A 23,061-nucleotide genomic window follows, 5' to 3' on the forward strand; every position below is an offset into this window, starting at 1 on the left:
CGCCTGATCATTTGAGCAAGGGGCCGTCGTGATCAAGATAGGTTTTATCGAAATCCGCGAGCAACATCAGACCTTCGAGATCGTGGATTCTGACCTGCCCATGCTGAAACGTAACCAGGCTATCCTCACGCAATTCGCGCAGCACGCGGTTGACGTGAACGGCGGTGAGGCCCAGCACATCTGCCAACAGATTTTGCGACAGCGGACAATCATATGCTGAAGTCGACCCTAGGCCGACAAGCTTAAGCCGAGCGCCGAGTTCGAGTAAAAAGTGAGCGGTGCGCTCCTTTGCATCCCGCCGTCCGATACCCACCAGATGCTCAACCACCATCGCTTCATCCCGCGACGCGGCCCACAACACGGCGGTTGCAAGACGGGGCGTCCTGCTGAACATTTCGAGCAGATCATTGGCAAGAACCTCCGACGCCTCAACCCTGGTGACGGGCTCGACGTTGTGATCGGCGGTGCGGAACAGCACCGATCGAAGACCTAGAAAGTCGCCGGGTATCTGGAAATCGACGATCTGACGTGTGCCGTCCGATAGAATCTTGTAGGAACAAACCCAGCCTGAGGCCAGAATATAGGCGGATTGATTGGTCTGACCTTGATGCACCATGTCGCGACCGGCCGGGAACACCTTGCGACGACCATGCAACAGTTCCAGGGCTGAAATTTCCTCTTGGGAAAGGGCGACAAAAGCTCCGAGTTTCCGCGCCAAGGGGCTTTGAAGGGGAGTCAATATTGGCACTCCTTGGACGTTAATTTCGTCATTGACAGCCAAATGAAAATAGACAGGAAAGTGTCTTTTATTTGTCAATTCGATCCGGAAAACTGGCCTTACGCAGTGCACGATATCATATTTCTGCGACTATTCGTCAAGCCTGAATGCAAAGGGCATTCCGCCCCGGGCATGCAAGCCCATGAAAGGATCGCCAGTGGCCGAGATTGTCGGGATATTGCGTACTGCTGCTGCGCATTCAAACGGCGATCGTGAAGATGGAGCGCCGACCTGCACATCGCTGTCGCGGCGCCGATCCAAAGCATCCCGCCCGACGTCATCGGTTCGAAAATACTCTGCGCCAGGTATTAATCTGCGTGAGTGCAGGCCACCCCGCAAGCTGCGAAAGTAGCGAGGTGAACAGTAGGATTACCGTGAAAACCGGCGCGACTGTGAGCGCACCCTGCAACCAAGTGGCTGGCCGGACTGGGCGCACATGTTCCCTCTCTTCCACTGCCAGCATGACGATCGGGATGTCGTGACGAACACCATCATACTGGGCGGCGACGTTTCTTTAGGGCCGGGACTCATAACCAGTAGCCGACAATGGCGGCAATCTGGACGGCAGCCAGAAAGTTGACGGCGAGGCGATCGTATCGAGAGGCAATGCGGCGGAAATCCTTCAACCGCCCGAACATGCGCTCCACAGCGTTGCGGCTGCGGTACAGGTAGGGCGAGAAGCAGCTTCTCCAACGGCGATTGCCCCCGCGCGGGATGTTGGGTGCCGCGCCTCCCGCAGGCGCTCGATCAAATGTCAAATTCGAAATTCCACTAGATAACAATGTTTTCCTAGTGGTTCATAGATTCCGACATTTGCGACGGAGCGTGAGGAAATGGGATGCAAATGTCGGAATCGAACCACTAGTGAGGCGACTTCGACCCGGCCTCTAGACAAAGCGTACCGGACCTGACAAACGATGATGCTCTGATCGACGACACCGAAGACCTCGGTGCCCGATTTCGACGGTGAGTGCCGGAACACAGGGGAAAGTCGCATCCGCCGTCATCCCACCCAGCCGATGTCGGCGACCGCATTGAGGCAGATTCCCGCAACTCATAATCACCTCACGGACATAGTGGTTTGTCCGATCGACAGCGGCCTCGTCAGCCCAACCGGAACCGCCTGAAGCGGTCGGGCGCGAACGCGCCGATGTCCGGATCGGCTGCGCGCCCGGCGGCGAGGTCGGCGACGATGCGGCCGGTAATTCCGGCAAGCGTCAGCCCCAGATGACCGTGACCGAAGGCGTGGATGGCGTTGGCGACCGTCGGCGACCGCCCGACAACCGGCAGCGAGTCCGGCATGGACGGCCGGAACCCCATCCATTCCGATACCGGTTCGGGCAGGTCGGGCACCAGGTGGCGCGCACCTGCGACCAGCCTGCGCAGCCGTCGCGGGTCTGGCGGCCGCTTCAGTCCCGCCAGTTCGACAGTCCCGGCGACACGCAGCCCCTCGACCATCGGCGTCAGATAGAATCCGCCGCGCGACCACGCAACGGGGCGCGCGACCACATCCCGGCGGGGTATCATGACGTGGTAGCCCCGTTCGGTGTCGAGCGGAACGCGATCGCCCAGCGTCGCCGCCAATGTCTTGGACCACGCACCGGCGGCAAGAACGAACTGGTCGCCGCGGATATCGCCGCCAGCGGTCACGGCACCGGTTGCCCGGCCATCGACGACCTCGATCCGCTCGACGCTGTCGCACAGGATCCGCCCGCCCTGACGCCGGAACAGGTCGGCCAGATCGAGCGTCAGCGCCCCCGGATCGATCGTATGTGTGGCATCGGGAAAATAGACGGCTTTCGCGTAAACCGGCGCAATGGCCGGTTCCATTTGCCGAACCGCGTCGCGGCCCAGCACCTCCACCGCAACGCCGCGCCGGGCCTTCAGCGCCAGATCGGCCGCCGCTGCATCGAATTCAGCGTCGGTACCGAACAGATAGAGGCATCCCTTGCTGCGCACGAGACTGGCGCTGTCGATATCGCGAAGCAGCGGCGCGTAGCCCTCGTGCGCGCGGTCGAGCAACAGATGAAGCGCCCGCGAAATACGCTCGACCTCGGCCCGGGTGGAATGTCGGGCGAACCGGGCCAACCAGCCCGCCAGTTTCGGCAGATAGCGCCAGCGGATCGACAGCGGACCGGCCGGGTCGAACAGCATGCCGGGAAGGCCCCGGATAACCTTCGGCGTTCCGACCGGCGCGCTGGCATAGGTCGCGAAGGTACCGGCATTGCCGAATGAGGCGCCCGACCCCGGCTCGGCGCGATCGACAAGGGTCACGCCCATACCCGCCCGCTGCAGCCAGAGGGCGCAGGCCACGCCGACCAGCCCGGCGCCGATGACAACGACATGTTGCTTGCCACCGTGCGAACCGGTGCCAGCGTTCCGCACCCCCGTCACTTGTTCCCCGTCACGTGATCCGGATCGGATACCCGGGGCGGAACATGCCGATACGACGAACATCGTCGAGGGCAACGTCGTTGCGCCGGTCGCCGGCTTCGTCCATGACGCGGGCGACAAGGTTTTCCGGCAGCCGTCGCGTGAAGTCGCCCTGCATTTCGATTTCGTCGGCCTGATCCTGGCTCGGATTGACTTCCAGGTACAATTCCCCTTCATGCCAGCCGAGTTTGACCTCCTGGTCGACGATCGTGACCAGGGTGTTGATGGGCACAATCTCGAAAACCGTCTCAATGTCCTCCGGGTACATCCGGATACAGCCGGCGCTCACGCGACGGCCGACACCCTCCGGCGTGTTGGTCCCATGCATCAGATAGGCAGGCCAGTCGAAGTAAAGGGCGTGTTCGCCCAGCGGATTGTCCGGGCCTGGCGGGACAGCACCCGCAAGTTCCGGCCGTTCGGCCCTGATCGAGGCCGGCGGGTACCATGTCGGCAAATGCTGGCGCCGCACGATCCGCGTCGTGCCGGTTGGCGTTCCGCGCCCCTCGCGCCCGATTCCGATCGGATGCGTGCGCACCTGGGACGTCTCGGGATTGTAATAGTAGAAGCGCATCTCGCTGAGATTGAGCACAATGCCTTCTCGCGGAGCGTTCGGAAGGATGCGCTGCGTCGGCAGCGAAATCCGGGTGCCCTCGCCGGGAAGCCAGACATCCACACCAGGATTGGCCAGCCGAAGCTCGACAAAGCCGACATCGTTTTCGCGCGCGATCGTAACGAGGGTATCCTCGTGCCGCGCGACGTGGATTCGGGGAGTACCGATGATGTCGGAACCCCGTTCCGGCTCGGCCATTTCCGCCGCGATCGCAGCCGACCGGCGGATTCCCGCCGCCGACGCCACGGCAAGCGCACCGGCGCCAACGACAAATTCTCTCCGCCTTAACATTCGACTATTCTCCCTCAACTTGCCGGGCATGACGCACCGGCTGGTCATCGGCGACACATGTTCGAACACAATGGTGCGCTAACACGTTATATCTGAAAACACCTACGCATATTATATTTTCGCCCCGGCAAAGCAATACGGGTCAACCACAGCAAATGGATATGGTCAAAGGATGCCGATCATGTTCAGTGCCGGGAATAGCAACAGCACCGCGATCATGCGGCCGAACAGCCGGGCGTCGACACGCGGATGCATCCAGGCGCCAAGCACGAGGCCGAACAGCATGCCGGGAACCGCACCGCCCACGATCGCCAGCAACGCCGCGTCGATTAATCCCGAATACGCGTATCCCGCCGTCTGAACCACGGTCCCGATCGTGAACACGACCACGAAGATGGCCCGCGAATCCGATCGCTCGTATCGAATTGCAAGATACGGCACCATCGGCAGCGCGCCACCGCCCAGAGCGCCGGACAGGACACCCTGCACGGCCGCGGCGGAGCCGAGCACGGCGCCCTCGCGCCGCGTCCAGGCGGGCGATACGGTCGTTACCGGCGTCCGCAAGAACATGTACGACACGAAGATCACCAGAACCGTGCCCAGTGCCGCCCGAAGCGCCGATTCCGGCAGGGTCACGAGCAGATGGACGCCAAACGATGCCCCGAGCGCAAAGCACGCGGCGACGAAAAGGTCCCGGCGCGGCATGATCCGCTGGCGGACCACGCGCAGCATCGGCACCGTCGCCACCAGGCTCAACAGGATCGTGATCGGCACTGCCATGGTAAGCGGCAGCCAGAGACTGAACAGAGGCACCATCACCAACGGCGCGCCGAATCCGGTAAGCCCTTTCGAGAATCCGCCGAAAAAGCTCACGGCATTCGCGGCCATGATCGCCAGAACGATATTTTCCATGGGGAAGAAGCCAAATCAGACTGTGTGCGGCCTGAACCTGCCTGCTCACGCCCCGGAGTTCAACATTTTCCAATACGTCGTATTCGGTTTTGAAATTTCTACTTCTGCCTGGACACTAAATTTCGAACTGCACTGGCCGCTGTTTCTTCCTGTTCACGGTGAGAGAGAAAACGTCGGGTCGAGCATAATGTCCGCTGGCATCGAATTTTCGGCGAGAGGCCCGCGCGGCCGAGACGTCGATCTCGGCTATCAGGAGGCCCTTTTCCTGATGCATCGGGCCGGCGATGGCTCCACCAAAGGGCTTGTAGACGACAGCGTCGCCCGCGTTAATCCATTCGTCCTTGTTCGGGAAAAGCTCGTTGCGATACGGCACGCTGTCGGGAATATCGGATGCTTCCAGCGCCGTCGCGCAGCCGACCACCCAACATCCGCCCTCGCGCGCTATATGCTGCATTGTCGCGAGCCATGTATCGCCGCTGTCCCATGTCGGGGCAACATAGATATCAATGTTCTGGGCATAGAGCGCATAGCGCGCCAGCGGCATGTAGTTTTCCCAGCAGATCAAGGTCCCGACACGGCCGACGGCGGTGTCAACCACGTTCAAGCCTGAGCCGTCGCCGAAACCCCAGACCATCCGTTCCGGGTTTGTGGGCATGAGCTTACGGTGATTGTTGACCAGCCTGCCATCCGCATCGATTATCGCGCAACTGTTGAACAACGTGCTGCCACTGACGGAGCCGTCGATCTCCTGGTACCCGATCACCACCACGACAGCGCACTCGCTTGCCACTTCCTGAAGCGGCCTCAGTCCATTTCTGGTCAAATCCACCGAGTTGGCTTGCGAAAGGGCGAAAAGCTCATCCGTCTTGCCCATGCCAGCCCCAGGCGGAAGCCGCCAGACGAAGGTGGGGTAACCAGGAAGCCAGGTTTCGGGAAAAACCACCATGCCGCAGCCCTTGGCGGCGGACTCCTGCACAAGTTCGACCGCGCGAGTCATGGATCTTTCGAGGTCGAGGTAGATCGGTGGTTGTTGTACGATCGAGATCTTCATATTCGTTCCTCTGCTGGAAGAATGCGAAACGCGCATTTGCAATGATAGAGCCGCACTTGTTCTTGGAGCACGGGGCGCGTGAAGCTCAGTGACTGCCAGAAACGGCGTCACCGATCAGCGCCGCGCCCTGGCGTGCAACCTCGTCAATCAGGATATCCAGGTCCGCGCGCGTCGTCCGATGATTGTTGAGTGCGGCGCGCAGGCAATGGCGGCCCTGCACTGTCGTGTCTGACACCGCGGCGACGCCGGCTTCCTGCATACGCACCATGATCTCGGTGTTCAGTCTCTTGAGCTCAGGCTCGGACAACCCGCCCGGATCATAACGAAAGCAGACGATGTTGATCGTGGTCGGAAAGCACAGCCTCAGATCGGGGGTGGCTGTTATCCGTTCCGACAGATGACGGGCGTGAGCAAGGTCCTGATCGATCAGACGGCCGAATTTGGCGGCACCCTGCTCCTCAAGCGCCATCCAGACCTTGAGCGCACGGAAGCCACGCGACGTCTGAAGACCGAAGTCGTGCAGCCAGGCCCCTGAAGCGATGCCGCGCGGTGCGTTTTCAAGATATTCCGGCGTTACGGTGAATGCGCCGAAATGGGCGTCGGCGTCCCGGACCAGTGCACAGCCAACCTCAAAAGGAGCGTGCAGCCATTTGTGCGGGTCCAGCGCGATGGAATCGGCGCGCGCGATCCCGCGCACCAGCGCCTTTCCTTCGGGCGCGATGGCCAGCAATGCACCGATGCAGCCATCCACATGCAGCCACAGCCCTTCGTCGGCGCAGAAATCGGCGATCGCTTCCAGATCGTCGATGGCGCCGGTATTGACCGTGCCGGCGGTCGCGATCACACAGGCTGGCTGGAGCCCTGCCGCCCGGTCACGGGCGATGAATTTGCGCAGGGCCGGGATGTCCATCCTGCAGGCTGCGTCGGACGGCACGCGGCAGAGGGCCCGGTTGCCCAGTCCCATGGTTTCCAGTGCGATCCGGTGGCACGAATGGACCTGGTCCGAGCTGTAGAATCGCAGGGGCGCCTTCAGGGCACCGATTCCCAGGTCGCGCATGTCGATGCCTGACATCCGGTTGCGCGCGACGGTCAGGCCGATCAGATTTGCCATCGACCCACCCGAGACCAGCGTGCCGCTGGCCGTCGCCGGGTAGCCCATGATTTCCTTCATCCAGGCGACGACCTGCTGGTCAATCTCGGCCGCGGCATGATCGCCGCCGCCGAGATTCGAGCCCAGAATGGCGGCAAGAAAGTCCCCCAGCGCACCGGTGAAATTGCTCGCCCCCATGTACCACATCCAGAAGCGCGGATGGATGTTGCCCATCGGGTAAGGCAACATGTGGGTAACGAGATCGTCATAGACCTCCGCCAGCGGGCGGCCCTCTCGCGGCAACGGACTGCGGAACCGGGCGCGCACCTCGGGCGGCATGTCCCGCCAGAGGGGGCGTTCGCGAATGTCACGGGTGTAGTCGACCGCATCGTCCGTGATCCGACGGGCAAGGACGCGGAGCTGTTCCCAATCCGCCGGGTCGAGGGTCTCTTCCCCGGCAGTCTTCGCCTTCGCTTCATTAACGAATGCGTTCATGATCGCTTTCCCAAGCTGCAATGGTCACGCAAATTGTTCGGCGCGCGTGTCGGCCTGTTGCCTGCGGTGCCTATTCGGCGGCCATCTGGAAACCGGGCGTCGACCGCGACAGTGCGCTTTCCTCATCGGTCATTTCTCCGGCGATGGCTTCGAATAGCGGCGTCGACATGTAGCGTTCGCCCGTGTCGGGCAGCATGCAGAGGATCACGCTGCCCGGCTCGGCCCGTTCAGCGATCTGCATGGCGACGGCGAAAGTCGCTCCTCCCGAGATGCCTGTCAGGATGCCTTCCCGCCGTGCCAGTTTTTGCGCCCAGGCAATGCCATCGGCGCCGGCCACGGGGATCAACTCGTCATAAAGCGCGTCATCCACCGCTTCCTGCAGGACATCGGGTATGAAATCAGGAGTCCAGCCCTGGATCGGGTGAGGCTCGAATGCGGGATGGCTTTCGGCGGGAGAGCGGTCGGGATTGCGTGCCTGTGTGTGACCGCTGCCCAGAAGCTGCGCATTGGCGGGTTCCGACAGCACGATCCTGGTTTCGGGTCGCTCGCGGCGCAGAACGCGACCCACGCCCGTCACCGTGCCGCCCGTGCCATAGCCCGTGACCCAGTAATCCAGCCGCTCGCCCTTGAAATCGGCAAGGATCTCACGGGCGGTTGTGTTCTCGTGGATGCGGGCATTGGCCTCCGTCTCGAACTGACGTGCAAGGAACCAGCCATGCGCCTCAGCCAGTTCCACCGCCTTGCGATACATGCCGAAGCCCTTTTCAGCGCGCGGCGTGAGCACGACCTTTGCCCCCATCATCCGCATCAGCTTGCGGCGCTCGACAGAAAAGCTGTCGGCCATCGTCACCACCAACGGATACCCCTTCGCCGCGCAGACCATGGCCAGTCCGATGCCGGTGTTGCCCGACGTCGCTTCGACCACCGTCTGGCCCGGGCTCAGGGTTCCATCGCGCTCAGCCTCCTCGATGATACTGAGCGCCAGCCGGTCCTTGACCGACCCGGCGGGATTGAAGGCCTCGGCCTTGACATAGAAATCCACACTGGCCGGCGCGAGTGAGTTGATCCGAATCGCGGGCGTGTCTCCCACGGTTTCCAGGACGCTGGCGAAAAGCCTGCCACGTCCTCTTGTTGTGCGCATCGTCATGTCGTCCATCGATCTTCTCCGTCCTGTCTCCATCGGGCCGGGGCATTCCGGCAGAAGGATGTATTCAGCACCGTTTCAATCCTTGATCCTGAGGCCTTGATCCTGAGGCATCCGCTTCAGGCAAGCTTGACGGAGTTCTGAAGATTTCTTGTAGGAGTTGGCAATGGCGCTGTATGCTCTTCCATGACCTGGGCATTCGGTGATTTTCGCCTCGACCCGGAGCGATTTCAGCTCAGCCGCTGCGGCAAACCGGTGCGGCTGGAGCCACAGGTCCTTTCGCTTCTTATCCATCTCATCCGAAACCGTGACCACATGGTCTCGAAGGACGAGCTCGTCACCGCGGTCTGGCACGGTCAGGCAGTTTCGGACGCCAGCATCTCCAGCCGCGTCCGCTCGGCCCGTCAGGCGGTCGGCGACGATGGAACGCAACAGTCTGTTATCCGCACGGTTCATGGCCGGGGATTCCGCTTCGTCGCCGAAGTAACGACCGTGCCGCCCGTACATGCGGCTTCCGCGGAGGCCTCTGGGGAGGCAGCCGGTGGGGAGATTGTCCACCAGTCTTCCGGCCGCCCGGGCGGCCTCCCCGGCGGACGGCCCTCAATCGCCGTGCTGCCGTTCCAGCGGCTCGGCATGGTACCGGCGCTCGCCATTCTGGGCGATGCGATCCCGCACGAAATCATCGAGGCATTGTCGCGGCTGCGCTGGCTTGCGGTGATTGCGCGGGGCTCGACCTTCCGGTTGCGGCAGCAGGCTGCAGATCTCGATCTCGTATCAAACGCACTGACGGCACGCTATATCCTGTCCGGGATCATCGAGTGCCCGGACCGCAGCATCGCTGTGACGCTCGAACTGACCGATACCAGCTCGCGCGAGATCGTCTGGGCCGACCGGCTCGTGGCACCCCTTGGCGAAATAGGCGACCTGAGGGCGCGGATCGTGGCTCATCTGGTATCGGCGCTCGAAGTCCACATACCTTTCAACGAGGCACGCCTCGCGCGGCTGAGCGACCCCGAGGGGCTGGACGCCTGGGCGAACTACCATATCGGCCTCGGTCATTTGTACCGTTTCACGGCGGCCGACACGGCACTGGCGCAGGTTTGCTTCGAACGGGCGCTCAGGGCGGATCCCCAATTTGCGCGCGCTCATGCAGGGCTGTCCTTTACCAGCTTTCTCGACGCATTTCTGCACCTCACACCCGATTCGGCTTCAGCGGCCCGCGACGCGCGGCGTCACGCCGAACGCAGTCTGGAACTGGACGCGCTCGACCCGTTTGCGAACTTTACAATGGGGCGCACGTTCTGGCTGACGGACGAGCCCGACATCGCCGCTGACTGGCTGGCGCGGGCGACGGCACTGAACCCCAACTATGCGCAAGGTTTCTATGCCACGGCTTTCACCGAAATGCTGACCGGGCAAGCGCCAGCCACGTTCGCCGCGCTCGACACCTCGCTGCATCTGAGCCCGCTCGACCCGCTGCTCTACGGCATGCACGGCGTCCGCGCGCAGATGCTGATACAGCAGGAGGACCACGAGGCCGCGGCGGGCTGGGCCGACCGTGCCGCCACCACACCCGGGGCCCATTACCTGATCTCCATGATTGCACTTGCCGCCAACGGGCTGGCCGGCCGTCACGACCAGGCAGCCCGATGGCGGCAGAAAGTCCGCCGGCTCAGACCGGATGCTACAGCGGCTCATTACTTCGCCGCCTTTCCAACGCGCGACACTGCGTCCCGGGCGCGCGTCGCCGCGGAACTGCAGCGGTACGGCTTCTGATCCCGATCTCATTCAAAGGGTGAAGGTTCGGAAGTTTTCAATTTTCGACTGCATACAAAAATGGTTACTTCTTCCGGATTTGGCGGCAGAGTCCCCTCCTGGTTCGGTCGACAGTGCCAGCGGCAGTCCGGAACCCCGATGATACTGAACGGCAACGGGTCGCCAGCTGAAACATTTAAAAATATAAAAGGAGAACACAGTGGGGCTCATATCGTGGTTGAGAGACGTTTCCGGCGGCAAAACGTCCAGACAAATACAGAATAGATACGACAGAGCCAACAAACGTGCCGTCGAATACATGGCTGTCGTTCAGTGGTATGTCGAGGAAGCCGATTACGACAATCCGCTCGTCCTTCAGAACTATGCCGATCTATACAATCAGAAATTCCGACAGGGGCACAAGGCGATCCTTGCCGGCAATCGGAATGACATCGAGCGCAAGCTCGGCCATGCCAGAAATATCGGCACGAAGCAGAACCCCTGGATCGCCGCCTTCGTCAGACCGTCCGAAGAAACGGTTTTTTGTGCCTATGTTCTGTTGCGCGACGATCAGCAACAGTTTGCGGTCGTAAAACCCTACTGGTTTCTATCCTCGGGGGAAAAAGAGTCGGATTACAAGAAAGACGTCATGAGCTTTATGTGACCAGCCGACACCGGCTTCAATTCAGATAGTGCAGTTTGATGTACTCCACCTGGCATGTCATCATGTCGAGCTCGAACTGCTGGCCATAAAATTTCCACCCTTTTTGCGGCAGGTTCACGCCGACGACGGTCATCAGCAGGCCTGCCTGCTGCATCGGCGACACGGCCCGGCCGTGCTTCCGGGTCCGGTAGCTATCGCGGTGGGTATAGTTCGTGAATCCGTTCGTATTCTGCTGAATGCGGCCATGATCGATCGTGCCTTCTTCGGTCTGATAATTGGCGTGTGCGACCTTTGCGGTGCCGTTCTTGTAGGTGGCGCTGGCGAAGGTGCAACCGCTCAGAGGTGCGGTGAACATGAGTCTGGCGTCGCTCCGCCCGGCGCTGGGCAGCGTGGCGGTCTTGGTATTGTCGGCTTCATAGGGTAGCCAGAATCCCGCCAGCGTATCGGACCCGGAATCCATGTGAGCCCACGAGACTTTCAGCGCCTTGATGCCATAGCTGCTTTTCCAGAACCGTTTAGACTTGCGGATCACATTGTCGAAACGGTCGTCGGGCTTGATCCGGAACATGCCGACCGCCTGAACCATGAATGGACAGACCCCGTTGGCCGACGTGTCCATGATCAGAAGATTGTATTTCAGGAATTCACGCGGGTCTGAGATAAGCCCGGAAAGATCGGTCATTTTGCGCCCCCAGTTTGCCCCCGGCTTCCTGCTCCAGCATCCGGCCGTGGCCGGTAGTCGCCTTTTTTCGCTGCAGGATTGCCGACATCTGATTTTTTCTTGCTGTCAGGTTCAAATCTCTAGAGCCAGAAAACAGGTTTGGCAAGCAGATGAGAAGAAAGTTTCACCACCGGCCAGAGGGGACAGGATATCGTACCGACAGGCGGATATCGGTTTACCCCGATGGGAAGGGGCGCGTTTTCGCGCTATTCTGGTGCGGTAAACATGGGCCTGGAGGATAGCAGTGACGATCAGCCTCGGTGGTACGCAGCGATCGAGTGAAAACCTGTTTCACCGCGCTTTGAAGCTGGTCGCCGTCTGGCTGGCGGTTGGGCTTGCTTATCATATCGCAGCCCGAATCGGCTCCGGTGTCAGCATTGGCCCCATGGCGATCAGTCTTTTCTGGCCCTCCAGCGGTGTAGCGATGGCCGCCGTGGCCCTGCTTGGCCGTACGGCCATGCCACCGCTGTTTCTGGCGGCGACCTGGTTCTATCTGGGAACCGATGTCGCTCTGCTCTATGCCGTTATAGCCGGCGCAGGGGCCACTGCGGCCGCCGCGACCGGCGCCTGGCTGCTGCACCGGTTGGCTGGCGAAACGACACTGGACCGTTCCGCCGATCCCGCGATCCTGCTGTTCATCGCAGCCGTGGCAAGTGGCGGAATTTCCGGATTGACCGGCGCCGCGGCGATGGCGGCCGAGCATGGCGCCATCATGTTCACTGAAATGTGGTGGGTCTGCTGGGTCGCCCATTTCACGGGTATCGCCTTCATTGCGCCGCTCATTCTGGTCTGGGGACGCCGGCGCGATCCCCTGCCCCGTTTCACCGCCGAAACCGGGCTGATCGTCGCCGGCAGTCTGGCCCTCGCAGGGATCGGCTATACCAATTTCATTGGCGGCGCCTTGATGGAAACCCTCTCCTATGCGGTATTCCCCGGGCTCATCCTTGCGGCGATACGCATGGATACCCGCATCACGACGGCTCTGCTGACGATCACGGCCGGGATCGCCATTACTTGCACCGCATGGGGCCACGGCCCGTTCGCCGGCCATGATCCCATGTACGACCTGCTCTCGCTCCACATCCATCTGACGATCCTGGTCATGACGATCCTGGTCATCATGGCCGCCACCGAGGAACGGCTGCGCGCGGACCGGCAGTCCGCGGAAACGCTGGCGGCCCTGGCGCAGGCCGGCCGGATCAGCGCGCTCGGCGAAATGGCGGCCGGGCTGGCACACGAACTGAACCAGCCACTAGCGGCACTGAAAAGCTATGCTCAGGCTGCGGCACGAATGACCGACAGCGGCGACGCGCGAGGCGCCCGCGAGGCGGTGACCCGGATCGCCGCCATGGCTGACCGCGCCGCCGCCATTCTTCAGGGGATACGCGGATATATCGGCGGCCGCGGCGATCAAGCCGAAGACATTGCCCCGGCCATCTCTGTGCGCGAAGTGATCCGCCTGCTGGAGAACGATCCCGTCCGTCGCGCTGTCACGATCGATGTCGACATCGAAGAAGACCTTCCATTCGTCCATGCGGCACCCGTTCAGTTGCAGCAGGTTCTGGTCAACGTGATCCGCAACGCCTGCGAAGCCACAGGCCCCGGCGGAACAGTGCGCCTCCACGCCGAAACCGGCGACGGCAACCTTACGATCTCGGTGGACGATGACGGTCCCGGCCTCCCCGACCGGCCGGACCTGTTCACACCGTTCGCCAGCGAAAAGCCCAACGGGCTCGGATTGGGACTCGCCATCAGCAAAAGAATTGCCGAAGCGCACGGCGGCACCTTGACCGGCGGGACCGGACCGCTTGGCGGCGCCCGGATGACCCTGAAGCTGCCTGCGAGAGCCATCAGGCGCGCAGCCGCCTGAAGCCGATAGGACGGAGAACTGCCATGAGATCATCACGGGACCGCGAAGCACACCCACTGGAGACCGTCTATCTGGTCGAGGACGACGACGATGTGCGCGACAGCACCTCGATGCTGTTGCGGGCCAGCGGCTTCACGGTCGAGGGATTCAGGGACGGCGACGCGTTCGAGACCGCACTTCCCGCCGACGCTGCGGGGTGTTGCGTTCTGGATGTGCGGCTGCCCGGACGCGACGGTCTCGCGCTTCACCAGGCCCTGACCGAGAACGGCATCGGACTGCCGGTGATCTTCATCACCGGTCACGGCGATATCCCCATGGCGGTCCGGGCGGTCGCCGCCGGGGCGCTCGATTTCCTGGAGAAGCCCTTCGACGAGACGGCGTTGATCGACCGCATCGAAAAGGCGTTCGAGATCGACCGGCGGCGGCGATCGCTCGATCTTGCCCAGGCGGGCATCGATGCCCGCATAGAACGGCTGACGGCACGCGAGCACGACGTTCTCCGGCTTATCCTCGACGGACGGCCGAACAAGGTGATCGCCTATGAACTCGACGTCAGCATCCGCACGGTCGAGATCCACCGCGCCAATGTCATGCGCAAACTGGAATGCACGACGGCCTCCGATCTGGTCCGCACAGCCCTGTCATCGACCGCCTATCGCAACCGGATCGACGTCGCGGAACGATGAACACCGCTCATGGGAGCTTCGTGCGTCTTTACGAAATTCAAACGATCACGCGGCTATGCGTCGGACGGGGAAGCAGCAAAAGCAACGCAAGGAGGGCCGGTGATGCCGGATGAGGTGACGGTATTTTCCCGCGCGACGGAGGCCGGGACCCTGCGCCGATCCGCGTTGACGGCGGCTGTCGTCGGACCGATCCTGATCGCGCTGAATCAGTGGGACGCTTTGACGGGATCGGCACCTGTGTCGTGGACGACCGCAGTTTTGACGGTCCTTGTGCCCTTCGTGGTCGCCACCATCGGCGCTGCAACCACCCCGAGACCGGCTGCCACCGCGATACCCGTTCCGGATTCCGGGCCGCCGTCGGCGCAAAGTGAAGACGATGTCCCGGCGACAAGCGACCGCACCGCACCGTCGGATGCGCCAGTGGCAACCGAGGCATTGCGTGATGCCAATTCGATCGGCCGCGATATGGGCGAAACGGCCCGGACGGTCAACGCCAACTCGCGCGAACGGCTGACCTTCATCGGCGATGTAGTGCGGGAGGCGCGACAGACGGCGGACGAAGCGGCCAGGACCAAAGACGCGGCAAGCACTGCGACGCAGGCCCTGGCGACGGCCAAGGACGAAGCCAGCCGCGCGCACGCGCAGGTCGCCGATATGACCCGGTCGGTTTCATCGGGCGCGGAAACGACCAGACAGGCCACGGAACGGCTTGCCGAGTTCAACAGCCGCTTTCAGGATATCGGCCGTATGGCGACCGACATCTCGCGCATCGCCGAGCAAACCAACCTGCTGGCGCTGAATGCGACGATCGAAGCCGCACGCGCGGGCGAGGCCGGACGCGGATTCGCCGTCGTGGCGACAGAGGTCAAGTCGCTGGCCAGAAGCGCGTCGTCATCGGCAAGCGAAATCAATGACCTGATCTCGGTTTTGTCCCCGGTTTCCGAGACGCTGACCACCCGTTTGACCGAATTGTCCGAGCGAATGACGGCGCTCGACCAGACCGGACGCGACGCCCATTCCCTGATCGAGACGATATCAGGAACGCTCGACCATGCGGCGTCCATGGCCGATCAGACGACGGCCCAGGCGGAAAACCAGACGATCGTGTTCACGGCGATGGTCGACAAGCTGGTTCAGATCGAGGAAGACACCGAGCGGGCGATAAAAGGCTCCGAGGCCAATATGGAGTTTGCAAGGCGCCTCGTGACCATCACCGACCAGGGTTTGGCCACGAGGTCATAGAACCGCTCTGGCAATGCGGTAATGCACGTCAATGCCCCGCGCCGCATCACGGACCGCATCAAATACGACCAGCCGGGACATTTTCTCGGCGTAGCCACCGAGCGTGTGCTTGCCAGTTTCACACCGCAGCAAAGTCTCTGACGCCATTCGCGCAGCTCGGCGGGCCCATTCGTCCCTCGCGCTACATTTCATGGCGATATTCTGATAGCGATACGCGCGCTATAAGGGTATTTTGCGGGCGCAACGTCAATATATCCGGTTGACAAAACGGCAAACTTAACCTAGGTGTTTAGTACGTGACCCAAGAACCGTTTTTGCTGGAGAAACCCTATGATGGCATTTTTTGTGTCGCGCGGGGCCGAAACGGTCGCATTTGCATTCTCAAATCTGAATGGTTGGTTGCGCTAGAAATTATTAAAGAAGATCGAAGAGAAAGCACCGTTCCAAATAAATATTTCGGGCGATGGCGTAATGGCGAGTATCTTGGTTCAGATGCGTTTCGTAACGAAGGCACCTATAAATCAGGATTTGGACAAGAATATAAGATTTATGCTTTCAAAGGACGCCAATTGAGAATGTACGGTTCTGAAGTTTTGTTAGGTGGAGTAAATACGTTTTTGATCACAATGTGCATGAAGAAAAAACAAAATAAAATGAAAACTTCTGATGGCGCTGTTGCTTCCAAGAGGATCGGCACTATTCTAATGAGCTGAGAACTGAAACACAGGCTTGATCTTTAGGAACTGGAGATTAGTATGAGCAAAGGGACTGAAATGGCAAAGCCGTTCCCCGATGCGGAGAATGACCTGATCGAGGCAGAGGAATGCTTTCTCGCCGATGTTGTGAACGACATAGCGTGGCTGATGGATGATAGCGGGATGACTCAGCGCGCTCTTGCCGAGCGGCTGGGAATTTCCGAACAACGTATAAGCCGCATCTTCTCACAAAACGGCCGGAACTTGCAGGCGAGGACGATTGCCCGAATCTACCATGTTTTGAAGCAGGAACCCCGCCTGACCTGCAGCCGCCTTGACCAACTGCGCGCCGATCTCGATCGCCACTATGGCGTCACGGTCGATGAATGGGAACGTCGACACAGTACATGGCAGAACGTCGTGCGCCTTGAGCACAAAAGCATCAGATTCCGAAGCGAAGAAGCCGTCGGCACGGATCGCTATGAACCCTGCAATAATCAGGCAGCATAATCATGGATGGAGACGACGACAAAAAGGACGGACCAGCGCGGAAATCCGGTTCCAAGACTGGCGCGGCCAAGGGCAAGAAAGGCCGCAATGTCAACCAAAGCCTCCGCAGCTTTATTCCCGAAGAACCGCCGATGCCCAAGGCGGCACCGTCCGCAGAAGATTATAACCGAGTGGTCAAGTCGGCGCGCTTGGCGCGGATATTCATGACTGGGTCCGAGTTCAAAAGCGAACCAGCCTATTTCAATCATGGGGATTCAGGTTCATTCGACCATAACCTTGATCATGAACTGACCGTTATTGATAACGACACAGACGCGGGTCGGATCGCCGCCATTTTGCAATGGAAGGTATTCGTTACCGAACGCGCCACAAAGGGGTCGGAGAAGAGCAAGTCGGAGTCGGATGCCAGCCCGGTTTTATCGATAGAAGCGCGTTATCTGATCGCCTATGACCAGATCGAAGACGGCAGCGAAGATGCCATGAAGCATTTCATGGAGAAGGTTGGCAAGATGGCGACCTACCCCTATTTCCGTGCGCATGTGAGCCATATCAATGGCGAGGCCGAGGCGAGTCTGCCGTTGTTGCCGATCCTGCGATAGCGTCGCCTTCCTCCGGACTCGCCTCGACCGTGCAAGGTTTCACATTCGTCAATCGTTCAATTTCTCCTCGATTTGGTCAGCCGCGGATTGCTGCGCCACGGAGACCGGGGATGTCGCCAATGCTTTCCCCGATCTCATTCGGCCGCGGTCAGTAGAGTTGCGCGCCAAAATTCCGCTGCGGATCGAATTCCGGCGACAGGTTGCCGGTCGGTTCGGCGGCGGGTCCGGCTTCGCGCGCCAGGAACTCGCCAGACCCGGCCTTGACGTGAAGCCCGCCATTCTCGACCACGGTGCGGCCGCGCGACAGCACCGTGACGGGCCAGCCGGTCACGGTCCGGCCCTCGTAGGGGCTGTAGCCGGTGCCGTCATGCATGATGTCGGCGTTCAGGGCGACCTTCTTCTCGGGGTCCCAAATCGCGATATCGGCATCGGCGCCGATGGCGATCGAACCCTTGCGCGGATGGAGGCCGTAGAGCTTCGCCGGCGTCGTCGACATGATGTCGACGAACCGCTGCAGGTTCATGCGCCCTTTCGAGACCATGGCGTCGAACAGCAGCGGCATCCGCGTTTCGAGACCCGGCATGCCATTGGCCACCTGCTTGAAGGTCGGGTTCGGGCCGGCGGAAAGTTTGCCGGTTTCGTCGAAGCGATAGGGCGCATGATCCGACGACACAGTCTGTAGATCGCCCAGTTCCAGGCCCCGCCAGATGGCTTCCTGATCCGCCGTGGTGCGCGCCGGCGGACTGAAGCACCATTTGGCGCCCTCGGCGCCCGGCTTGTCCAGATCCGCCGCCGTCAGGAACAGATATTGCGGGCAGGTTTCGCCGAAAACCTTGAGCCCCTCGCCCCGCGCCTTGCGGATCACGGCAACGCCCTCGGCGGTCGAGACGTGGTAGATCATGATCGGCTGATCGACCAGCGATGCCATGGCGATCAGGCGGTTGAACGCCTCGGCCTCGGACGACCGGGGGTGACTGACGGCATGGTATTTGGGCGCTGTGTATCCACGATCGAGAAGCCGCTGGGCCAGCCACGCAATCATACCGTGGTTCTCGGCATGAACGCACACCATCGCCCGGGTCTCGCGGGCGGTTATCAGGATGTCGAGCAGCTTCTGATCGTCCACCTTCATCCGGTCATAGGTCATGAAGACCTTGATCGAAGAATGCCCCTCGCGCACCAGACGCGGCAGTTCGTCCTTGATCACGGTTTCCGTCGCATCGGCGACGATCATGTGAAAGGCATAATCGATGACAGCGCCCTTCTCGGCCAGGCCGTGATACTCAGCGACGACATTCGACAGACTCATGCCGACATGCTGGGCGGCAAAGGACACCACCGTTGTCGTGCCGCCGAAGGCAGCGGACACGGTTGCCGACTCGAAGGTATCGGCATTCATCAACCCGCTCGCGGAAAGCTGCTCGATATGTGCGTGGGTGTCGACCCCGCCCGGCAGAACCAGCTTGCCGCCTGCGTCGATTTCGCGATCGGCGCCGGACAGGCCTTGCCCGATCGCGGCGATGCGGCCGTCCTTGACGGCGACGTCGGCGGCCATGACGTCCGCAGCCGTCGCGACGGTGCCGCCCCGGATGATCAGATCGTACGAAGTCATTCCCCTATACTCCCCCTTAGCGTTAGAATGGCCTTTGCCATTTCGACTGTCTCACCCACCGGTGAGCGTCCCTGTCCGATTGCCCCGAAGTCAAGGAACACGCCCATGAGCCGCATCCTCGTCATCAACCCGAATTCCAACGACGCGGTGACCGCCGGGCTCGATCAGGCCCTGGCGCCGTTGCGTCTGGCCGGCGGGCCGGTGATCGATTGCATCGGTCTGGCCGAAGGGCCGCACGGCATCGAAACCCAGGCGCATATCGAGACCGTGGCGCTGCCGCTGGCCCGGCTGGTGGCCGAGGAAGAGCCCCGGACCGACGCCTTCGTCATCGCCTGCTACGGCGATCCCGGAATCCATGTGTGCCGCGAGGCCACCAAAAAGCCGGTTTTCGGCATTGCGGAAAGCGGCGTTCTGACGGCCTTGTCGCGCGGCGAACGTTTCGGCGTCATCGCCATTTCCGGCAAATCGATCCGCCGGCATCTGCGGTATCTTCGCCAGCTGGCCCTCGATGTCCGTCTGGCGGGCGAGCGTCCGCTGGACATGTCGGTCGCCGAATCCGCGTCCGGCGCCGACACGCTGGAACGGATGATCGCCGTCGGCACCGATCTGCGCGACCGGGACGGCGCAGATGTCGTCATCATGGGCTGCGCGGGCATGGCAAAGCACCGGGCTCCGCTGGAAGACGCTCTCGGCATCCCGGTGATCGACCCGACCCAGGCTGCCGTCACCCTGGCGATGGGCGCGATCGTCTTTTCGGCGGCGCATTCAGGGTGACCGTGCAGGCGGGCGCGCGCCCTGGCGCGCCTGCCACTCGTCCAGGTTTTCGCGCACCATCGAAAACACGTCACTCTGGCGGCTGTACTGGCTGCCGGCCAACCGCCCGACCGGCCGATACGCCTGCATGTTCGTGCGGTACGATACCGGGTCGATAATGCCGGCGCGCGCGTGCAGACGGACCACCTGGCCGATCAGCAGGTCGCGGTGCGGCCCGAAGGCGATCATCATCTCCTGCCGGCATTCCAGCGAAACCGGGGCCTCGGCGATCCGCGGCACGGCGATGTCGGTGCAGGGCGCCGTGGTCAGACCGGCTTCGGCCAGTTCGCTGACCTCGGGCGGGAAATCGACCGCACACAGGTTCATAGCCTCGGCAAGGTCCTCGTCGACGAGATTGACGACGAACTCGCCGCTGCGCCGGATATTGGCGGTCGTATCCTTGGGCGAATTGTCCGGCTTCGACTGAAGGCCCAGCACGACCAGCGGCGGCTCCTCGGAGAACACATTGAAGAAGCTGAACGGCGCGGCATTGACCTGGCCGTCCGCGCCCAATGTGGTCACGAACGCGATCGGCCGGGGTACCACGACCCCGACCAGCAGCTTGTAGCGCAGGGCCGGATCCAAGGCGTCGAATCCGATATCGGCCGCAACGCCGCCCCCTTCGTCGTTCCGATCCGTCATGGGATCACTTTTCCGGCGGCACAACGACGCCGACCTGCGAGGTGATCAGGCCATAGTGCTCGATCCGGCGGTGCTTTGCGAAGTTGAAGATCGTTTCCTTGCCGAAGATCGTGTCGTCGAGGTCGCAGGCATGAACTATCAGTTCGTCGTCTTCCGTCTTCGCCTGGGCCATGATTTCGCCGTCGGGATTGATGATGACACTGCCGCCCATCAGCGGGTGGCCGTCCTCGCTGCCCGCCTTGGCGATCCCGACGACCCAGGTCGAGTTCTGGTAGGCGCCGGCCTGCATCGACAGATTGCTGTGGAAGATCCGCTTGTCGCCGGCTTCCTCGCCCTTTTGCGAATTCACCGACGGGGTGTTGTAGCCGAGCACGACCATTTCCACGCCCTGAAGCCCCATCACGCGATAGACTTCGGGCCAGCGGCGGTCGTTGCAGATGCACATGCCGAAAATGCCGCCCATCGTGCGAAAGACCGGAAAGCCGGTGTCGCCCGGTTCGAAATACCGCTTTTCGAGATGCTGGAACGCGCGCTCGGTGTCGAACTCGGCGTGACCCGGCAGATGCGTCTTGCGGTACTTGCCGACGATGCGGCCGGTCTTGTCGGTTAGGATGCTGGTGTTGAAATGGTGGCCGTCGGGCGTCAGTTCGGCATAGCCGAACGACATGCCCATGCCGTATTCCTTCGCCCGGTCGAACAGCGGCTGGGTAGCCGCGTTCGGCATTTCCTTTTCGAACCATTTGTCGACTTCGGCCTGATCCTCCATGTACCAGCGCGGAAAGAACGTCGTCAGCGCAAGTTCGGGATAGACGATCAGATCGGCGCCCTTCGCCTTGGCCTGATCCATCAGGTCGATCATGCGCGCGACAACCTGTTCCCGGCTCTCGGCTTTCTGGATCGGGCCCAACTGGGCGCCGGCAACGGTCACGGTCCTCATGGCATTCATTCCCTCGTATGATTATCGGTCTGGTATTCTTGTTGTCCGTCGTTTTATTGGCGCCTTCGCCGGCTAGCGGCCCATCCGATGTTCCAGGCGGCTCAGCAGGCGCACGCAGGGCCATAGCAGGATCAGATAGACGATGGCTGCCAGCATGATCGGCGACGGGTTGTAGGTTATCGATCGCGCCATATCGGCTGAATACAGCATTTCCGGCAACGCCACCACGCTGGCGATCGATGTCAGCTTCACCACCTCGACCGTATTGGAGACGAGATCCGGCAGCACGTTCCGGACCGCCTGCGGAATCACCACATAGCCAAGCGTCTGGAACCCGTTCAGCCCCGTCGACCGCGCGGCTTCCCACTGCCCATTGCCGATGCTGTCGATGCCGGCACGATAGATTTCGCCGTAGTAGCTGGCATTGTTCAGCACGAAGGCGATCACCACTGCCAGGAACGGCGACGGCCGCATCCCCGCAAACGGCATACCGGCATACACGAAGACCAGCAGCACCAGCGGCGGCACCGCGCGAAAGAAATCGACGAAGCCGTACATGGTCCAGCGGACGGCGCGATTGCGGACGCCACATGTCAGCGCGACGGCCAGACCGCTGATCAGGCCGAGCGGGATGACCACGATGCAGAGCAGCAGGGTCATGCGCAGCCCGCGCCAGACGATCGGCCAGGCATCCATCATGATCTGGATGTTGAAGAACTGATCGAGCAGCGCATCCATCAGGCACGCCTCCAGGCAAAACGGGTTTCCAGCCAGCGCCCGAACAGGACGACCGGAATGAACAGCACGACATAGGCGATCGCGCCCATCATCAGCGGCGTCGCACTGCCGGAAAAGCTCTGCGCGCTGCTCGCCTGAGACAGAATCTCGGGCACACCAATCACCGATCCCAGCGCGGTGTTCTTGGTGATGGCGATCGTGCGGTTGGTCAGCGGCGGCACCGTCAGTCGCACGGCCTGCGGCAGGACCACGTAACCCAGGGTCTGGGTCATGGTCAGTCCTGTCGATCGCGCCGCCTCCCACTGGCCCTGCCGGATCGACAGGATCCCGGACCAGAAGATTTCCTCGGCGAATGCAGCCAGTATCAGCGACAGCACCAGCCAAAGAACGGCGAAGCCGGTGAGACTGATGCCCACGCCGGGCAGGCCGAAATAGACCAGCAGGATCACGACCAGGGGCGGCAACGCCCGGAACATGTCGACAAATACGACGATCAGAAAGTTGATCGGCCGGATACGAAAGGTCCGCAGGCTGGCCAGAATCAATCCCAGAACGATGCCGGTGATGACCACCAGTGCCGCCACCTGAATCGTGATCCACATGCCTTCCAGAATCGACGGCGTATAGCGGTCGATCAGTGTCGGATTGAAAAAGGTCCGCACGAAGACGGACCAGGCATCGGTGGCCGGCGCGTCCAGCAGGGTCGTGTCCGGCGGCGATGCGTCGGGCGCAATATCATCCATTGGCGAGAAGTCCCATACCCACGGTTCCGC

General features: G+C 61.6%; 22 protein-coding genes and 1 pseudogene. 9 read left to right on the forward strand and 14 right to left on the reverse strand.

Annotated elements, in window-relative coordinates:
- Positions 1 to 7: 7 nt before the first annotated feature.
- The 8 genes and pseudogenes from ABZ728_RS08190 to ABZ728_RS08225 form a co-directional block, all read right to left on the reverse strand.
- Positions 8 to 739, reverse strand: coding sequence for a Crp/Fnr family transcriptional regulator (locus tag ABZ728_RS08190; RefSeq protein ID WP_366655601.1), 732 nt, complete (start codon positions 737 to 739; stop codon positions 8 to 10).
- Between the two features lie 566 nt (positions 740 to 1,305).
- Positions 1,306 to 1,509, reverse strand: a pseudogene (locus tag ABZ728_RS08195) (transposase); the annotation flags it as partial.
- Between the two features lie 373 nt (positions 1,510 to 1,882).
- The gene (locus tag ABZ728_RS08200; RefSeq protein ID WP_366655602.1) at positions 1,883 to 3,172 is read right to left on the reverse strand and encodes an FAD-binding oxidoreductase; all 1,290 of its coding nucleotides are present in this window, start codon (positions 3,170 to 3,172) and stop codon (positions 1,883 to 1,885) included.
- 10 nt (positions 3,173 to 3,182) lie between these two features.
- A complete protein-coding gene (locus ABZ728_RS08205) occupies positions 3,183 to 4,112 on the reverse strand; it encodes a L,D-transpeptidase family protein (RefSeq protein WP_366655603.1) in 930 nt (309 codons plus the stop codon).
- 165 nt (positions 4,113 to 4,277) lie between these two features.
- Positions 4,278 to 5,024: a sulfite exporter TauE/SafE family protein gene (locus ABZ728_RS08210; protein ID WP_366655604.1), complete on the reverse strand. Its 747-nt coding sequence runs from the start codon at positions 5,022 to 5,024 to the stop codon at positions 4,278 to 4,280.
- A 115-nt stretch (positions 5,025 to 5,139) separates the two neighbouring features.
- A complete protein-coding gene (locus ABZ728_RS08215) occupies positions 5,140 to 6,075 on the reverse strand; it encodes a carbon-nitrogen hydrolase family protein (protein WP_366655605.1) in 936 nt (311 codons plus the stop codon).
- Positions 6,076 to 6,160: 85 nt separating this feature from the next.
- Positions 6,161 to 7,660: a pyridoxal-dependent decarboxylase gene (locus ABZ728_RS08220; protein WP_366655606.1), complete on the reverse strand. Its 1,500-nt coding sequence runs from the start codon at positions 7,658 to 7,660 to the stop codon at positions 6,161 to 6,163.
- Between the two features lie 70 nt (positions 7,661 to 7,730).
- A complete protein-coding gene (locus ABZ728_RS08225) occupies positions 7,731 to 8,816 on the reverse strand; it encodes a pyridoxal-phosphate dependent enzyme (RefSeq protein WP_366655607.1) in 1,086 nt (361 codons plus the stop codon).
- 174 nt (positions 8,817 to 8,990) lie between these two features.
- Here ABZ728_RS08225 and ABZ728_RS08230 point away from each other — a divergent pair, with 174 nt between their 5' ends.
- Together ABZ728_RS08230 and ABZ728_RS08235 are read left to right on the forward strand one after the other, a co-directional pair.
- Positions 8,991 to 10,580, forward strand: a complete 1,590-nt coding sequence (locus ABZ728_RS08230) for a winged helix-turn-helix domain-containing protein (protein ID WP_366655608.1) — start codon at positions 8,991 to 8,993, stop codon at positions 10,578 to 10,580.
- Positions 10,581 to 10,878: 298 nt separating this feature from the next.
- The gene (locus ABZ728_RS08235; RefSeq protein WP_366655609.1) at positions 10,879 to 11,223 is read left to right on the forward strand and encodes a hypothetical protein; all 345 of its coding nucleotides are present in this window, start codon (positions 10,879 to 10,881) and stop codon (positions 11,221 to 11,223) included.
- A 16-nt stretch (positions 11,224 to 11,239) separates the two neighbouring features.
- Here ABZ728_RS08235 and ABZ728_RS08240 read toward each other — a convergent pair whose 3' ends face one another.
- Positions 11,240 to 11,905 (reverse strand): hypothetical protein, encoded by a 666-nt coding sequence (locus ABZ728_RS08240; protein ID WP_366655610.1) that lies wholly within the window; start codon positions 11,903 to 11,905, stop codon positions 11,240 to 11,242.
- Between the two features lie 283 nt (positions 11,906 to 12,188).
- Here ABZ728_RS08240 and ABZ728_RS08245 point away from each other — a divergent pair, with 283 nt between their 5' ends.
- The 6 genes from ABZ728_RS08245 to ABZ728_RS08270 all read left to right on the forward strand — a co-directional run bounded on the left by ABZ728_RS08245 (position 12,189) and on the right by ABZ728_RS08270 (position 17,546).
- Complete coding sequence (locus ABZ728_RS08245) at positions 12,189 to 13,814, forward strand: ATP-binding protein (protein WP_366655611.1); 1,626 nt, start codon at positions 12,189 to 12,191, stop codon at positions 13,812 to 13,814.
- A 23-nt stretch (positions 13,815 to 13,837) separates the two neighbouring features.
- Complete coding sequence (locus tag ABZ728_RS08250; protein WP_366655612.1) at positions 13,838 to 14,500, forward strand: response regulator; 663 nt, start codon at positions 13,838 to 13,840, stop codon at positions 14,498 to 14,500.
- A gap of 102 nt (positions 14,501 to 14,602) precedes the next feature.
- On the forward strand, positions 14,603 to 15,742 hold the full coding sequence (locus tag ABZ728_RS08255; RefSeq protein ID WP_366655613.1) for a methyl-accepting chemotaxis protein: 1,140 nt from the start codon (positions 14,603 to 14,605) through the stop codon (positions 15,740 to 15,742).
- Positions 15,743 to 16,038: 296 nt separating this feature from the next.
- Positions 16,039 to 16,455 carry a hypothetical protein gene (locus tag ABZ728_RS08260; protein ID WP_366655614.1) on the forward strand — a complete coding sequence of 139 codons (417 nt, stop codon included), beginning with the start codon at positions 16,039 to 16,041 and terminating at the stop codon, positions 16,453 to 16,455.
- A gap of 42 nt (positions 16,456 to 16,497) precedes the next feature.
- Positions 16,498 to 16,947, forward strand: coding sequence for a helix-turn-helix transcriptional regulator (locus tag ABZ728_RS08265; RefSeq protein ID WP_366655615.1), 450 nt, complete (start codon positions 16,498 to 16,500; stop codon positions 16,945 to 16,947).
- 2 nt (positions 16,948 to 16,949) lie between these two features.
- Positions 16,950 to 17,546, forward strand: coding sequence for a hypothetical protein (locus tag ABZ728_RS08270; protein WP_366655616.1), 597 nt, complete (start codon positions 16,950 to 16,952; stop codon positions 17,544 to 17,546).
- Between the two features lie 148 nt (positions 17,547 to 17,694).
- On the opposite strand, the gene hydA is transcribed toward ABZ728_RS08270, so the two are convergent.
- Entirely contained in the window at positions 17,695 to 19,158 is a 1,464-nt protein-coding gene (gene hydA / locus ABZ728_RS08275; protein WP_366655617.1) for a dihydropyrimidinase, read from the reverse strand.
- 105 nt (positions 19,159 to 19,263) lie between these two features.
- Here hydA and ABZ728_RS08280 point away from each other — a divergent pair, with 105 nt between their 5' ends.
- Positions 19,264 to 19,932, forward strand: coding sequence for an aspartate/glutamate racemase family protein (locus ABZ728_RS08280; protein WP_366655618.1), 669 nt, complete (start codon positions 19,264 to 19,266; stop codon positions 19,930 to 19,932).
- Here ABZ728_RS08280 and ABZ728_RS08285 read toward each other — a convergent pair.
- From ABZ728_RS08285 to ABZ728_RS08300, 4 genes are all read right to left on the reverse strand, one after another.
- On the reverse strand, positions 19,924 to 20,613 hold the full coding sequence (locus ABZ728_RS08285) for a flavin reductase family protein (RefSeq protein ID WP_366655619.1): 690 nt from the start codon (positions 20,611 to 20,613) through the stop codon (positions 19,924 to 19,926). The two genes, ABZ728_RS08280 and ABZ728_RS08285, sit on opposite strands and share 9 nt — an antisense overlap.
- A gap of 4 nt (positions 20,614 to 20,617) precedes the next feature.
- Positions 20,618 to 21,550 carry an N-carbamoyl-D-amino-acid hydrolase gene (locus ABZ728_RS08290; protein ID WP_366655620.1) on the reverse strand — a complete coding sequence of 311 codons (933 nt, stop codon included), beginning with the start codon at positions 21,548 to 21,550 and terminating at the stop codon, positions 20,618 to 20,620.
- A 72-nt stretch (positions 21,551 to 21,622) separates the two neighbouring features.
- Complete coding sequence (locus tag ABZ728_RS08295; protein ID WP_366655621.1) at positions 21,623 to 22,288, reverse strand: amino acid ABC transporter permease; 666 nt, start codon at positions 22,286 to 22,288, stop codon at positions 21,623 to 21,625.
- Positions 22,288 to 23,031, reverse strand: a complete 744-nt coding sequence (locus tag ABZ728_RS08300; RefSeq protein ID WP_366655622.1) for an amino acid ABC transporter permease — start codon at positions 23,029 to 23,031, stop codon at positions 22,288 to 22,290. The genes ABZ728_RS08295 and ABZ728_RS08300 overlap by 1 nt, the downstream gene beginning before the upstream one ends.
- Positions 23,032 to 23,061: the final 30 nt, after the last annotated feature.

It is taken from the genome of Fodinicurvata sp. EGI_FJ10296, assembly GCF_040712075.1.
In the GTDB taxonomy this organism is placed as follows: domain Bacteria; phylum Pseudomonadota; class Alphaproteobacteria; order DSM-16000; family Inquilinaceae; genus JBFCVL01.